This is a genomic window from Clostridium disporicum (genome assembly GCF_001405015.1).
Classification (GTDB): Bacteria; Bacillota; Clostridia; order Clostridiales; family Clostridiaceae; genus Clostridium; species Clostridium disporicum_B.
Genome location: NZ_CYZX01000006.1, coordinates 90,512 through 104,504 on the forward strand (window position 1 = coordinate 90,512; position 13,993 = coordinate 104,504).

Consider the following 13,993-nt stretch of genomic DNA (forward strand, 5'->3'; position numbering starts at 1 on the left):
GAATAAATCCATAAATATTCCAAACAATACTAAGTGAAAATAAAAGTTTGCTAACTTGAATTGATACAGGGTATATAAATTTGAGAGCATATGAAGAAATTTTACTAGGAGAGATATTTATGGATTTATTATTATATTTTTTATTTAATTTTTTTATTTATGGTTTTATTGGATGGATACTAGAAAATGGATTTTGTTACTTTAAAACTGGTCATGTACAAAAGGATGGGTTTTTATATAGTCCTTTTAAACCTATGTACGCAATAGCTATGTCAGTTTTAGTTTTATGTTCAAAGTCTAAAAGTATTGATACTTATACTCTTGCTACCTTATGTTTGATAATTCCAACATTTGTAGAATTTGTTACTGGTCTTATAATGAGAGAATATTTTAAAAAGGATTATTGGGATTATTCAGAGGTGAAGTATAATTATAAAGGAATAATCTGTTTAGAATTTTCTCTTATTTGGACAGTTTTATCATTTATAGCAGTTAGATATATTCAAATTGGAATAGTAGATAGGGTGTATAGTTCTATAAAGGGTTATTGGGGCAATACGTGGTATTTATTTGTTATTGCATTAGTTCTAGATGCTATTAAGACTATAAAAGTGATGCAGATAAAAAATAAAGCTGTAAATTAGAAGTTTTTAATGAAAATAAATTCTGTTATACTATAAATTACATTTTACAAAGATATTTAAAAAAAGTATAATAGCATAGAAAGATGTGAAGCATATTATTTAATTATTGTTGTGAAATGAATATAACATAATGATTAAATTAATTGTTGACAAGATAAGTAATAAATGATAGAATAACTTGTGTCAAGAAGAAACCGCCGTTTCTCACCTTACGGCAAAGCTTAGTAGGGTTAGATTATTCGAATTATATCTAGATTTGCATATCTAGAATGTGATAGATAATAGAGGACGGCATTATGCCGTCCTTTTATTATATGTGTTTTTTTCATCGAAACTTATTGGAGGTGAATGATATAAGTAAAAACTACATTTGTAACGAAAGCATAAGAGAGAAAGAAGTTAGAGTTATCGCCGCTGATGGAAGTCAGTTAGGAGTTATCTCAACTCAAGAAGCTCAAAGAATCGCAGACGAGAAGGAATTAGATTTAGTAATGATTTCTCCTACTGCTAACCCACCGGTTTGTAAGATAATGGACTTAGGGAAATACATCTATGAGCAATCTAAAAAAGAAAAAGAAGCTAAGAAAAAGCAAAAGGTTACTGTTTTAAAGGAAGTAAGATGTAGTCTTACAATAGAAGACAATGACATTGCAATAAAAGCTAAAAATGCTAGAAAATTCTTATTAGATGGGGACAAAGTTAAAATTACTATCAGATTCAAAGGTAGAGAAGCAACACTTGCTCATTTAGGAAATAGAATCCTTGATAAGTTTGTTGCATTACTTGAAGATGTTTGTGTGGTTGAAAAGCCAGCTAAAAACGAAGGTAGAAATATGACTATGGTTTTAGCCCCAAAAAAAGCATAGACTGAGAGGAGTATTTGTTATGCCAAAAATGAAAACGCACAAAGGTGCAGCTAAGAGATTCAGAAAGACTGGAACAGGAAAATTAAAAAGAGCTAAGGCTTTCAAGAGCCATATATTAACTAAGAAGAGCGCTAAGAGAAAGAGAAACTTAAGAAAAGCTTCTTATGTTTCAACTACTCAAGAAAAAGCAATGAAGAAATTATTACCATACCTATAAGATAGAGGTTTAGGAGGATTTAAACAATGGCTAGAGTTAAAAGAGCGGTAAATTCGCGTAAAAATCATAAAAAAGTATTAAAGCTTGCTAAAGGTTACTACGGTGGAAAGAGCAGATTATTCAAGACTGCTAACGAATCAGTAATCAGAGCATTAAGAAATGCTTACGTTGGAAGAAGATTAAAGAAGAGAGATTACAGAAGACTTTGGATCGTAAGAATCAATGCAGCTGCTAGAATGAACGGAATGTCTTATTCTAGATTCATGAACGGATTAAAAGTTGCTGGTGTTGATATGAACAGAAAGATGTTATCTGAAATAGCTATCAACGATGCAAAAGCATTCGCTGATTTAGTAGTATTATCTAAGAACGCTTTAAACGCATAATATACATAAAAGAGTTGTCTAGCAGACAACTCTTTTTTGTATACTATTAAAATTAAATTTGAAAGAAATAAGATAATTAATAAATAATATTAGTAAAAGAAGAGCATTTAATAAGAAATTAGAGGGAAATTTCAAAAATATATTGTTAAATTAAAAACAATGTGTTAATATTTAATTAGCTAATAATTTAACAAAATAAATATTGATTTATTTTATAATAACTTTAAAAAGTATATTATAAGGTAAATTAATATCCCCTAAAAGGAGATACAGAAATAGTTTGATATTTCTGTATCTTTATTTTATATATAAATTTTATAAGAAAGAAATTTAAACACACAAGTTGTATATAAATTAACAAAAATAAGTGGGAATAATATAAAAATCACATGTGGATTTACAAAAGTTACACATGTGATTTTTATAAATTAATGTTTAGTTAACTATAAATTCATTTGAAGAACTTAAACTGGTGCCACCTTTTGTAACTTGATGAACTGTTACAGAATCATTGGATTCTAAAGATAAATCATCTACTCTAAGAAGAGTTGGGCTGATATAGATAGTTTCATATTTACGATCATTTATATATACTTTACTAAATGTAGTAAAATTTTCTCCACTTACAAAAACTTGTTCATTTTCGTCAAAAACGTTGCTAACTGAGATTGTATCTATACCCATTTTAAGCTCAGTTGCTATAAATGGATTATTACCATTGTAGATGTATTTTTCACCATATAGCATGTCGTATTGAAGTAATTCAAGATCTTCCATATAATTTGATAAATTACTAGAATTGTTATGATATCTATTTAAAATTCCATTATCTATACCAACTCTATTTAATACAGATGAAGTTAATTGGAAGGCTTCTAATGTTTTATCTTCTTTTGCCATATTGAAATTATCCCATATTACATATTCAGTTTGAAATACTGAATTATTTAGTAAATCTTCATCTTCAAGACCTAATGTTGGAAGATGATCCCCGTACATTACTAAAACAACCTTTTCGTCTAGCTTTGATAATTCATCTATTAAATTCTGTATAAAATTGTCCATTTCATAAAGTTGATTTACATAGTAAGTAAAAGCATTTGTATCTTCTTCACTTTCAAGTCCAGTTACAGTAATTTTAGGATTTTCTAGTAAAGGTTCACTTGGATAGTGACCATGACCTTGAACAGATATTGTGTAGATGAAATCCTTATTATCTGTAGAGTTTAAGGTCTTTAATATTTCATTAGTTAAAACATAATCTTTAGACCAACCGGTAGGGGTAGTATCTAATTTCTCCATATACTCTAAAGAGGTAAAGGTATCGAATCCTAGTTGTGAAAAAACAAAGTCTCTATCGTAAAATGTACCAGTATTATTATGAATAGCATGAGTACTATAGTTGTTGTCTTTTAAGGTATAATTAACGCTTTCGCAAGTTGTATCTTTTAAAATAGTTTTATAAGGATATTCACCAGGTCCAAAGAAATCTAAACTCATACCTGAAATTACTTCAAATTCAGTATTTGCAGTTCCAGCCCCTACAGAGGGTACATTTAAATAACCTGAGGAATAATTGTTACTTAACTCTCTAAAATAAGGAATAGGATCTTGTGAAAAATTCAAGCCTTTTACTAATGTTGGATCAAAAAAAGATTCTAATTGTATCATTATAATATTAGGTAAATCTACATTAGATTTAGGAGTAAGTACAGTGTTATTTGATGCTAATAAAATTGAATCTTTTTCTGTTATTTCTGTATTTAGAATATTAGCTATAGTTTCTTTAGAGTAATTAGTGGGTTTCTTTATGCCTGTATTTAACAAAGTATTTGAGAAGCAATAAGGAAAACCATAGTCTAAATAAGCAAAGGCTATATTACCAAAATAGTCAGCTAGTATATTAGTGGAAATTAGTGTTTTAGTACTTATAAAAAGTAATAAGCCAAGACTAATTACAGCTAGTACATTTTTTTTGTAGTTAATTGATGATTTTATTTTTTGTCCACGAATGTATATCAATGTTAATGCTATGGCTAAAGCCATTAAACCAATACCGATTACTACCATAAAAAATGGAGATATATATGACGAAGCAATTTCTAGCCCATTTTTTATCATTCTAAAATCGGTAGCAGTAAAAGGGGTGACTCTACAATTTAATATAATTCCATTTGTAATACCGAAACCAAGCCAAACTACTGATATTATTAAAAATACAAATTTACGCCTTCTAAATAGAAAACTAAAAGACAGGGTAAACATTATAATTAAAGCGTTATAAAGAAATACTATAGGAGTTTTAAATACATAGCTAAAAAAATCTGAAAAAGTTTTCCTACTTAAAATTTCAATTATGAGGTTAATAAATATTGCAGTAAAAATACAACTATAAATTGGGTGCGAAAATATTTTTTTAAATAAATCCTTCATATTAACATCTCCATGACAATTATTAGAAATTCTATAAAATATTATACAGTTATTGTAAAAAAATTCAATCAAAAAATAATATATGATTTTAATTAAATTTTGATATAAGCAAAATAGGTATAAGTTAAAAATTAGAGCATTACTTATTTGGGGCAAATAACTATATATAATATATTAATAAATAATTATGATTTATAACTTATTATCCATGTAAATTTTGAGAAAAGTTTACAAAAACTATACAATTAAATACATAAAAATAGAACATATTAATTAATACGTTCTATTTTTTATTATTTAGAAAAGTTATATAAAAACGGTCTGATATATATTTTACAATTTACAGTTATAAAATCATTTGTCGCTTGGCAATTGAAAATTGTAATTGTTCCTACCAATTTCCGGAGGAACCACCACCATTAGAAGAACCACCACCAAAGTTACCAAAACCACCACCGCCTGATGAACCACCACCGCCTGATGAACCACCACCAAAGCCACCTGGGCCACCACGACCATTTCCATTAAAAAAGTTATTCCAAAATAGTAAATGTAAAATAGAAGAAGATACTCTACCTCTATTAAGAAAAATATCTGCAAAGATTAAAATTAAAAATAGACTTACAGCTATTTTTACCTCTTTTTCTCCAGATTGTGTACCTTCATTGGGTAAGGTAATATTTAAAGATTTTTCTAATGTAACGTCGTATTCTGAAGCGATATAGTCAGAAAAAATACTATAAGAATTTAGTAAACCTTCACTATAATTACCATTAATAAAGCAAGGTTTTGCAGTGGTCTGCATAATTCTGTTAGTTAAAGCATCTGGTATAGCACCTTCTAGACCTCGTCCAACTTCGATACGCCAAGATTTATCATTAATAGCTAAAAGGATTAAAAGACCATTATCTTTAGTTTTTTTACCAATTCCCCAAGTTCTAAATAGTTTGTTTGCATAATCTTCTATAGGAGCACCATTTGTAGAATTGATAACTACTATAATGGCTTGCGCAGAAGTTTTATCTTCTAGCTCTTTTCCTATAGAAACTATTTGTTTAGCTGTAGAATAATCTATTGTATTTGTATAGTCATTAAAATACTTTAGGTTAGTGGGATCAGGAAAAGTCTCACTACAAAATACATTAAGACTAAATAATAAGCTAAATATTAAAAGAGAAAAAGTAAATTTAATAAAAAAATTTAATTTTCTATTCATATTAACTAGAGAAATCTACTGAAGGGACTTCTTGGGCACCTTCACTAGCCTTATAAAGAGATTTTTCTTGAAATCCAAATATGGAAGCTACTATATTAGCAGGAAAGCTCTTTCTCTTTGTATTATATGTCGTTGCAGCAGTATTATAATCTTGTCTAGCTATAGCAATTCTATTTTCTGTTCCTTCTAGTTGGATAGAAAGATCCTGAAAATTTTGATTAGATTTTAAATCAGGATAGTTTTCAACAACTACTAATAATCTAGAAAGTGCACTTGATAATTCATTATCAGCATTAGCTTGTTCAGTTACATTGGTAGCACCTGCAAGCTTGCTTCTTGCATTAGCAATATCAGAAAAAATATCTTTTTCTTGAGAAGCATATCCCTTAACTGTATTTACTAAATTAGGAATTAAATCAGATCTTCTTTGGAGCTGTGTATCGATATTGGATTCAGCAATATTTACATTTTGCTCTAAGGAAACTAGATCATTATAGGTAGTTACTATAGGTACAATAAGTATTGCTAATACAACAACTATAGCAATGACAATGGTCCAAGTTTTTTTCATAAAATCGCTCCTTTCATATTCTCTTAGGGAATTGATTTTTATTAATCAATACCTCTTATTTATTATTAACTTAATTTAAATTTTTAATCTTTATAGTTTATTTGTAGTTGGATAAATGGGAAAAGGTTGGGCAAATTAAGTATAAATAAAAAAAGAATTTCTAATTAAAAAATAGAGAGTTTTGAATACTTAGACTTGATGTGATTTTATTAGATAAATTCTTAACTTTAATTTGTAAAGGGTGTATTTATGGAAAATAAGAATTTGAAAAAGGATATAGGATTATTTATGGCCACAATGTTGGTATGTGGTAATATGATAGGTTCAGGGGTATTTATGATACCAGCTACATTAGCTGAGGTTTCAGGTCCTCTTGCAACAATTTTAGCATGGATATTGACTACTATAGGATCTATATTAGTAGCTATATCTTTTGCAAATTTAGGTTCAAAGTTTCCTGAAACAGGAGGTGCATATCAATATGTGAAAGAAGCATTTGGAGAGTTTGCAGGATTTTTAAGTGCATGGTTATATTGGAATGGATCATGGATTGGAAATACAGCTATTTTAGTAACACTAACAAGCTATTCAGCGGCTATATTTCCAGTTTTAAATAAGCCTCTTTATTCAATAATTTATTCTAGTTTAGTACTTTGGGCAGTTACTATATTAAATATAGTTGGCGTAAAGCAAGCAGGGAAAATCCAAAGCTTTACAACCGTATTTAAAATAGTTTTTTTTGCTTTATTTATAATAATTGCTTTTTTAAATTTTGATAAAAATAATTTGCTTCCGTTACTACCTAAAAATAAAGGGTTAGAAACAATATCGTTAGCAGCTACTACTACGCTTTGGGCATTTATAGGTTTAGAGAGTGCTACGGTAGCAGCTGGAGAGATAAGAAATCCTGAAAAGAATGTAAAAAGAAGCACTATATATGGGTTAATAATTTCGGCAGTAATTTATTTATTAATTAGTATTGCAAGTATGGGAGCTATGCCAAATGAAGTATTGGCAAAAAGCACAGCACCATTAACAGATATCTTAACTAGATATTTAGGAAATTCAGTAGGCATAATTATATCAGCTATAGTAGTAGTATCAATTTTAGGAACAACTATAGGATGGATTTTAGCTACAGCAAGAGTGGCTTATGCAGCAGGACAGGATGGAGTATTTCCTAAAATATTTGGTAAGGTAAGTAGTAAATACAATACGCCTGTTTACTCATTAATTATAAGTGGTATTTTAGTAAATATTTTGTTATTAACAAACTATCAAAAAAGTATGGTTTCAGCATTTTCTTTTATAACAATATTAGCAACTCTTTCATATTTACCTGTATATTTATTATCTGTATCTGCTGAGATTATGATAATGTTTAGAGATGAAAAGGAGATAAGTATAGGAAAGTTTATAGGTAAGTCCATAATACCTTTATTAGCATTTATATACACTCTTTGGACTATATATGGATCAGGTGCAGAAACCGTTATGTGGGGATTTATTTTAATGCTATTAGGAATTCCTTTTTATATATATAATTACCACAAGAATGGAACTAAATAGAAGAAATATAAAATTTATGTTGCTTGTATTTGCATATATATAATGATAAAATTATATTTAGTGTAAAAAAAAGTATAATTTTAAATTCAAGAATTAACAATTAAGCATATAATTACAAAATAGTGCCTTAGTTGTTAATTCTTAATTATTAAAGGAAGAGAAATATGAGAAAGAATAGATTACTGAAGACGGCTTTCTTAATAATTACCATTAATTTGATATTATTAAATTATAATTATGAAGTAAAAGCAAAAGAACAGATGAATTTTAAGAATATAACCATAGAAGAAGGGTTAACACAAGGGACAGTAGAAGCACTATTTCAAGACAGTAAAGGATATATATGGATTGGTACCAACGATGGACTAAATAGATATAATGGATATCAATTTAAAGTTTATAGAGTAGAAGAAGATAATAAAAATAGTTTGGTAAACAATTATATTTTAGATATAAAAGAGGACAAGTACGGAAACATATGGGTAGCTACTGCAAATGGATTGAGTAAAATACATAATGATGGACAAAAGATAACTAATTATTTAGATGATGCAGAAAAAGGGAATTTATCGCATGCAAATGTTGCATCAATACTTATAACTAGTGATGATAAAATATTAATAGGAACTGCAGATGGATTAAATATATATGATGAAGATACAGATAGCTTTAAAAGAATATTTGAAGGTGATAAGTTAACTGAACAGTATATAAATTCATTAGTTGAAGATAGTCAAAAGAATATATGGATAGCTACAGAAAATGGTATAAGTAAAATTAATTTAGAAACTGGTAGCTCAAAGAATTTTCTATATGACAGTAATGATGAAAATACTATAAGTGAAAATAATATATATAAAGTTTACTATGATACTGATGGATATATATGGGCAGGAACATATGATAGTGGGGCATGTAAGATAGATATTAATACTGATGAAATAACTAGATATTATTGTAAACAAGATGATAAATCAATAGGTGGGAATTTTGTTAAAAACTTTTTGAAGGATTCTAAAGGCCATATATGGGTATGTACTGATGGAGGCTTATCAAAGTTAAATAATGATGGAAGTTTTACTACATATAAGAATAAACTATACGACAAAGACTCTTTAATAGATGATAATATATTTTCTATAATACAAGATAGGACAGGCCTTATATGGTTAGGTACTTATTCAGGAATTAGTATTTTTAACCCTGATAGAAAGATATCACATTATAAGAATGATCCTTTTGATAGTAAAACTATAAGTGATAATATGGTTACTGCTCTTTATGAGGATGAACAAGGATTATTATGGATTGGAAGCAAAAATAAGGGGATAGACTTACTTAACAGGGAAACTGATAGAATTGATAATTTAAGAAAAAATGATCTTATTGATATAATACCAAGTGATTGTATATACGATATAACTGGGAATGGAAATAAAATATGCATAGCTACTGATAAAGGAGTTGCTATAATTGATAAAGAATCTAAAACTAGTAAGATGTATGACGAAAATAATGGGTTGACTAATAATGTAGTAAAAAGCATTTATTATGATAGTTTAGGATATCTTTGGATAGGAACACCAACAGGCCTATCTATTTTAAATTTAGAGACAGATGAGATAATAGATATTACAGAAATTATAAAAGAATATTCTCCATCAGACCAGTATATTGGAGATATATATAAAGATAGTGATGGTGAGTATTTTATAGCAACTTTTGTTCAAGGTGGATTAATTAGAATAAACCCTAGAACAAAAGAAATAAAGGCTTATAGGAATGAAGAAAAAAATAAGAACTCTTTAAGCAATAACTCAGTGAGAACAATAGCAGAAGGGTTTAGAGGAGAAATTTGGATAGGAACTAGCTTAGGGCTAAATAAATTTAATAAGGATACTGAGGAATTTGAGAGATACACAACTAAAGATGGTATAGCAAATGCTAATATTTATGGTATATTAGTTGATAAATATGGTAACCCTTGGGTGAGTACTAATATGGGAATATCCAAGATAAATAGAAGCAATGGAAAAGTTATTAACTTAGACATAACTGATGGACTTCAAAGTAATGAATTTAACGGAAAAGCTTATTTTAAAAATAAAAAAGATGAATTTATTTTTGGGGGAATAAATGGATTTAATATATTTAATCCAGAAGATATTAAAGAAACTCAATATACATATGGTATAACATTTGATGAATTTAAGGTAAATGGAGTAAATATAGATAGCCTTGATTCAAAAAAATTAAAATATGATGAAAATAATATATTTATAGAAGCATTTTTACCTAATTACATAAATCCAAAGGCAATACAATATTATTATTTATTAGAAGGTGCTAATGATGACTGGACAGCGATGGAAACAAATTCAATTACTTTAAGTAATCTTTCTCCTGGCGATTATGTATTTAATATTAGAGCAAGAAATAATAATGGAGTTATTAGTGAAAGTACAAGTGTAGCATTTACAATATCGCCACCATTTTGGGCTAGCAAATACTCTGTGTTTCTGTACATTTTTATAGTAATAATTACTTTTTTAAATCATAAATATAAAGTTAAAAAACTAGATGAACTAGTAGACCAAAGAACTAATGCTTTAAGCGAAGAAATGAAAAGAAATAATGACTTATTTAAGAAGGTAATTGATTTAGAAAAAAGCAAAAATAATTATTTGATAAATATGTCTCATGAACTAAGAACACCATTAAATGTTATTTATTCAACGGAACAATTAATAAGAGAGTTAAACAAAGGTGATTTAGGGATAGAAAAAGATAAGTTAAATAAGTATATGGGAATTATGAGAAATAATACTAAGAGATTATTGAAAATAATTAATGATTTAATAGACTCTTCAAAGATTGAACATGGAAGCTATAGAATAGACATAAAAGAAGTGGATATAGTTTATTTAGTAGAAGAAGCAGCACTTTCTTTAAGGGAGTATATTGAAGATAAAGGTATTAATTTAATTATAGATCCTGAAATAGAAGAAAAGATAATTGAAGTAGATGAGAATGAGATAGAACGCTGTATAGTTAATATAGTGAGCAATGCAGCAAAGTTTACTAATATAGGGGGGAATATTGAGGTCACTATAAAGGATCTTAATAACCATGTAAAAATAGAAATTATAGATGATGGAATAGGAATAGATAAAGATCATCATGAGTTAATATTTAATAGATTTAATCAAGTTGTAGATAAAAATGCTGAAGTTAAAGGTGGAAGCGGATTAGGCTTAACTATAACTAAAAAGATTATAGAACTTCATGAAGGTGAAATATATGTAGAAAGCGAAGTAGGTAAGGGAAGTAAGTTTGTTATCATATTACCTATAAAACAAAAAAGAAATAAAATTGATTAATAATAAAAAAATTCCCAGTTAGAATAATCTATCTGAGAATTTTTTTTATATTTTCTGATTATATATTACCATAAAATTACGAAAATTTCAAGTCTTGTACTGCTCTGAGGTAAGGAGTAAAGTGTATTGAGAGGTGATCGAAATGAATGAAAAATTTAGTTTAGTTCTTCAGGATATGCAGAAAAAACAAGCTATAGCAGAGATTAAAAAGTGTAATGAGCTTACAATTAAATATGGTTTGCATTTAAATGATGATGAAGTTAAGGCATTAGTTGAAAGACGTTTTGATGCGTTGAAAAATACAGGAAGAATAGAATTTTCTGAAGGTATTTTAACAAAGATAATTGAAGCCTTTTGTGATTCACCTTATATTATGCAGCAAAATTATGAAGATACCTTATTAGAGCTTCAAGATGCATTTTACTTTTTTAAAAGTGAAGCTATGGATCAAATTTCAGATGATGAGCTAATTGAGTTTATGAAAAGACATTTTGATGGGAAATGCCAAGGCTCTTTAGAGTATTTAAGTGGAACAACTTTAGAGGAGCTTTGTAGAAATACAAGATACGGATTTAAAGTTGATGATACTGATATATATGGACATCAATTTTAGGAGGTATTATGGAGAATAACAACAGTTTGTTGAAGTTTTCAGATGAGATACAATTAGAGAATAATATTAGTAATGAAAATAGAGAGCTAATTGAAATTAAGATGTGGAACCTATTAGGAAAGTGGACTGAACGATATACAATGGGGGATAGTACTTCTGTTCCTATTGAAATAGCAGAAGAGTTACTTAAGTCGATTTCTTTTTCGATAGGTATAGAGTTAAGGGATTCTAGTGATTTTGTAGAAAGATTAATAAATGATGATATGATGAAGCTACTTAAAGAATCATGGGCTAAAATAGAGGCTATGATAGATGAAGGAAAAGTTTTGTTAAAGGAAGTAATAGAAACATCAATTCATATAGGAAATATCTCTTATGAAGATACTATTAGGGAAATAGAACAATTCTTTAAGAGGTATGATTATAGATTTTTTGCACATCAGATAGACTGTAGTATAGATTATCAGCTTTCAAATCCAATATCAGAAGAATTGCAAGGAATAGAGTATATTAATAAGTATTTAAAGACAATTTTAATTGAAAATAAGTTTTGTAGTAAATTTAGTAGAGAAAATATAATTAATATTTTAAATAGCCATTGTTCTGATTATAAAGGTTTATTAATTAATATATTTGAGCCAGTTGTTATTAATACTTTAGGACTTTCTATTTTAGAAGAAGATATATTAGGATTAGATATTTCAAAATTTCAGAGAGAAAGGTTATTACTCTTTTTCAAAGGGTTATCAAAAAAGCAGACTAAAGAAGCACTTGCTGATGGAGCAAAAAAAGTTTGTGATAAATTAAATATAAAGAGTAATGAAGTGATAGAGTATATTAAAAAAACTTGTATAGATATATATCCTAGGCTTGAAGAGGCATTAGCAGAAGGAAATATAGAAAATATATTTTTAAGTTTTGAAATACAGGATGATTTTATAGAAAATGTATTTATAGATAATGAGCCAATGAATGATGAAAAATTAAGAGATTTGATAGATGAAATAAAAAGCTGTAGATTTATTTCAGATAAAATAGCTATAGTAAAACAAGAAATACACAGCTTAGAAGATTTGATAGAAGTTTTAGGACAATGTTTCTGGGGAGATGAGCCTATAGAATTATTTAAGGCGCTTTCCAAAGATGAGATTGAATTAATAAGATATTATCTAGAAAATAATCCAGAGTATTATTCAGACTCAGGATGGGAAAAAAAGTGTGAGCAATAGCTCACACTTTATATATTTGGTGTTAATTCATATAAAACTTTCTCTGCAGAATCTTTTGAAACAGTTGTTAGCAATGAATCATTAGTATCTAATGCTTTTTCTAATAATTCAATAGCTTTTTCAGTTTCACCTTTTTGTTTAAGTATTAATGCGTAGAAGTAGTAAGGTTCAATAAATAAAATATTCTCTTCTAATAATGAGGCAAAAGTTTCTTCAGCAACTTCAGTATTTCCAAGCTTAAAGTTAGCTTCACCAAAATTTGATTTTAATATATTATTGCTGTCATCATACTCTAGGCCTTCTTTTAGTAATTCAAGAGATTCCTCAACACGGCCAGCTATAAGTAATAAAGACGTTAAAGTCTCGTAAATATAAGAACTTTTTTCTTTTGATAATAAATCTTTAAGCTTATTAATAGCAACTTCAAGATTACCAGTTTTCCAGAGTATTAAAGCTTTAGATACATTTAAATTAAGCATTTCATGGTCTTTGAATTTTCTTTCTGCTAAAAGTTTATCTAAAACTTCTTTAGCTCTATCAGGATTCCCATGTTTTAGCTCGATTAAGATGTAGCCTCTAATAATTCCTGCATTTGCATACTTAGAAGAAACAGCTTTTTTATATTCCTCAATTGCTGTAGCGTAATCCTTAGCTGTATAAGCTCTATTACCTTTTATAACATTAATAAGGTATTTTTGCTTTAAAATATTAAATAGTATTATTGCAGTAATTAATACTATTCCAACAGCTTTGCTTACAGTCATAATAAAAAAAGAAATAATTATTAAAATAATACTTATCGATGGAATTTTATTTTTTTCTTTACTCATAAATTTTCTCCGTTCACCTAATTAAATTTATATTACTTA

General features: G+C 27.8%; 12 protein-coding genes. 8 read left to right on the top strand and 4 right to left on the bottom strand.

Annotated features, from left to right (window positions below; all coding sequences use genetic code 11):
- Window positions 1–119: 119 nt before the first annotated feature.
- The 4 genes from ARA56_RS05445 to rplT all read left to right on the top strand — a co-directional run bounded on the left by ARA56_RS05445 (window position 120) and on the right by rplT (window position 2,113).
- Window positions 120–644, top strand: coding sequence for a putative ABC transporter permease (locus ARA56_RS05445; RefSeq protein ID WP_055264643.1), 525 nt, complete (start codon window positions 120–122; stop codon window positions 642–644).
- A gap of 314 nt (window positions 645–958) precedes the next feature.
- Window positions 959–1,510 carry a translation initiation factor IF-3 gene (gene infC / locus ARA56_RS05450; protein ID WP_084758974.1) on the top strand — a complete coding sequence of 184 codons (552 nt, stop codon included), beginning with the start codon at window positions 959–961 and terminating at the stop codon, window positions 1,508–1,510.
- A 19-nt stretch (window positions 1,511–1,529) separates the two neighbouring features.
- Complete coding sequence (gene rpmI / locus ARA56_RS05455; RefSeq protein WP_055264645.1) at window positions 1,530–1,727, top strand: 50S ribosomal protein L35; 198 nt, start codon at window positions 1,530–1,532, stop codon at window positions 1,725–1,727.
- A 26-nt stretch (window positions 1,728–1,753) separates the two neighbouring features.
- Complete coding sequence (gene rplT, locus ARA56_RS05460; RefSeq protein ID WP_055264646.1) at window positions 1,754–2,113, top strand: 50S ribosomal protein L20; 360 nt, start codon at window positions 1,754–1,756, stop codon at window positions 2,111–2,113.
- A 435-nt stretch (window positions 2,114–2,548) separates the two neighbouring features.
- On the opposite strand, the gene ARA56_RS05465 is transcribed toward rplT, so the two are convergent.
- The 3 genes from ARA56_RS05465 to ARA56_RS05475 form a co-directional block, all read right to left on the bottom strand.
- Entirely contained in the window at window positions 2,549–4,546 is a 1,998-nt protein-coding gene (locus tag ARA56_RS05465; protein WP_055264647.1) for an LTA synthase family protein, read from the bottom strand.
- Between the two features lie 391 nt (window positions 4,547–4,937).
- Window positions 4,938–5,762, bottom strand: a complete 825-nt coding sequence (locus ARA56_RS05470) for a TPM domain-containing protein (RefSeq protein WP_055264648.1) — start codon at window positions 5,760–5,762, stop codon at window positions 4,938–4,940.
- A 1-nt stretch (window position 5,763) separates the two neighbouring features.
- Window positions 5,764–6,333, bottom strand: coding sequence for a LemA family protein (locus ARA56_RS05475; RefSeq protein WP_055264649.1), 570 nt, complete (start codon window positions 6,331–6,333; stop codon window positions 5,764–5,766).
- Window positions 6,334–6,582: 249 nt separating this feature from the next.
- Here ARA56_RS05475 and ARA56_RS05480 point away from each other — a divergent pair, with 249 nt between their 5' ends.
- From ARA56_RS05480 to ARA56_RS05495, 4 genes are all read left to right on the top strand, one after another.
- Window positions 6,583–7,902, top strand: a complete 1,320-nt coding sequence (locus tag ARA56_RS05480; RefSeq protein ID WP_055264650.1) for an APC family permease — start codon at window positions 6,583–6,585, stop codon at window positions 7,900–7,902.
- Between the two features lie 164 nt (window positions 7,903–8,066).
- Entirely contained in the window at window positions 8,067–11,282 is a 3,216-nt protein-coding gene (locus tag ARA56_RS05485) for a ligand-binding sensor domain-containing protein (protein WP_055264651.1), read from the top strand.
- A 142-nt stretch (window positions 11,283–11,424) separates the two neighbouring features.
- Window positions 11,425–11,895 carry a DUF6323 family protein gene (locus ARA56_RS05490; protein ID WP_055264652.1) on the top strand — a complete coding sequence of 157 codons (471 nt, stop codon included), beginning with the start codon at window positions 11,425–11,427 and terminating at the stop codon, window positions 11,893–11,895.
- A gap of 8 nt (window positions 11,896–11,903) precedes the next feature.
- Entirely contained in the window at window positions 11,904–13,124 is a 1,221-nt protein-coding gene (locus tag ARA56_RS05495; RefSeq protein ID WP_231071835.1) for a DUF6179 domain-containing protein, read from the top strand.
- An 8-nt stretch (window positions 13,125–13,132) separates the two neighbouring features.
- Here the strand turns inward: ARA56_RS05495 and ARA56_RS05500 are convergent, their stop codons facing one another.
- Complete coding sequence (locus ARA56_RS05500) at window positions 13,133–13,954, bottom strand: tetratricopeptide repeat protein (RefSeq protein WP_055264654.1); 822 nt, start codon at window positions 13,952–13,954, stop codon at window positions 13,133–13,135.
- Window positions 13,955–13,993 lie beyond the last annotated feature (39 nt).

What these genes read in the sequence shown, in the direction of transcription:
- ARA56_RS05445 (WP_055264643.1), top strand. Translation starts at nt 120, where the DNA reads ATGGATTTATTATTATATTTTTTATTTAATTTTTTTATTTATGGTTTT.
- infC (WP_084758974.1), top strand. Translation starts at nt 959, where the DNA reads ATGTGTTTTTTTCATCGAAACTTATTGGAGGTGAATGATATAAGTAAA.
- rpmI (WP_055264645.1), top strand. Translation starts at nt 1,530, where the DNA reads ATGCCAAAAATGAAAACGCACAAAGGTGCAGCTAAGAGATTCAGAAAG.
- rplT (WP_055264646.1), top strand. Translation starts at nt 1,754, where the DNA reads ATGGCTAGAGTTAAAAGAGCGGTAAATTCGCGTAAAAATCATAAAAAA.
- ARA56_RS05465 (WP_055264647.1), bottom strand. Translation starts at nt 4,546, where the DNA reads ATGAAGGATTTATTTAAAAAAATATTTTCGCACCCAATTTATAGTTGT.
- ARA56_RS05470 (WP_055264648.1), bottom strand. Translation starts at nt 5,762, where the DNA reads ATGAATAGAAAATTAAATTTTTTTATTAAATTTACTTTTTCTCTTTTA.
- ARA56_RS05475 (WP_055264649.1), bottom strand. Translation starts at nt 6,333, where the DNA reads ATGAAAAAAACTTGGACCATTGTCATTGCTATAGTTGTTGTATTAGCA.
- ARA56_RS05480 (WP_055264650.1), top strand. Translation starts at nt 6,583, where the DNA reads ATGGAAAATAAGAATTTGAAAAAGGATATAGGATTATTTATGGCCACA.
- ARA56_RS05485 (WP_055264651.1), top strand. Translation starts at nt 8,067, where the DNA reads ATGAGAAAGAATAGATTACTGAAGACGGCTTTCTTAATAATTACCATT.
- ARA56_RS05490 (WP_055264652.1), top strand. Translation starts at nt 11,425, where the DNA reads ATGAATGAAAAATTTAGTTTAGTTCTTCAGGATATGCAGAAAAAACAA.
- ARA56_RS05495 (WP_231071835.1), top strand. Translation starts at nt 11,904, where the DNA reads ATGGAGAATAACAACAGTTTGTTGAAGTTTTCAGATGAGATACAATTA.
- ARA56_RS05500 (WP_055264654.1), bottom strand. Translation starts at nt 13,954, where the DNA reads ATGAGTAAAGAAAAAAATAAAATTCCATCGATAAGTATTATTTTAATA.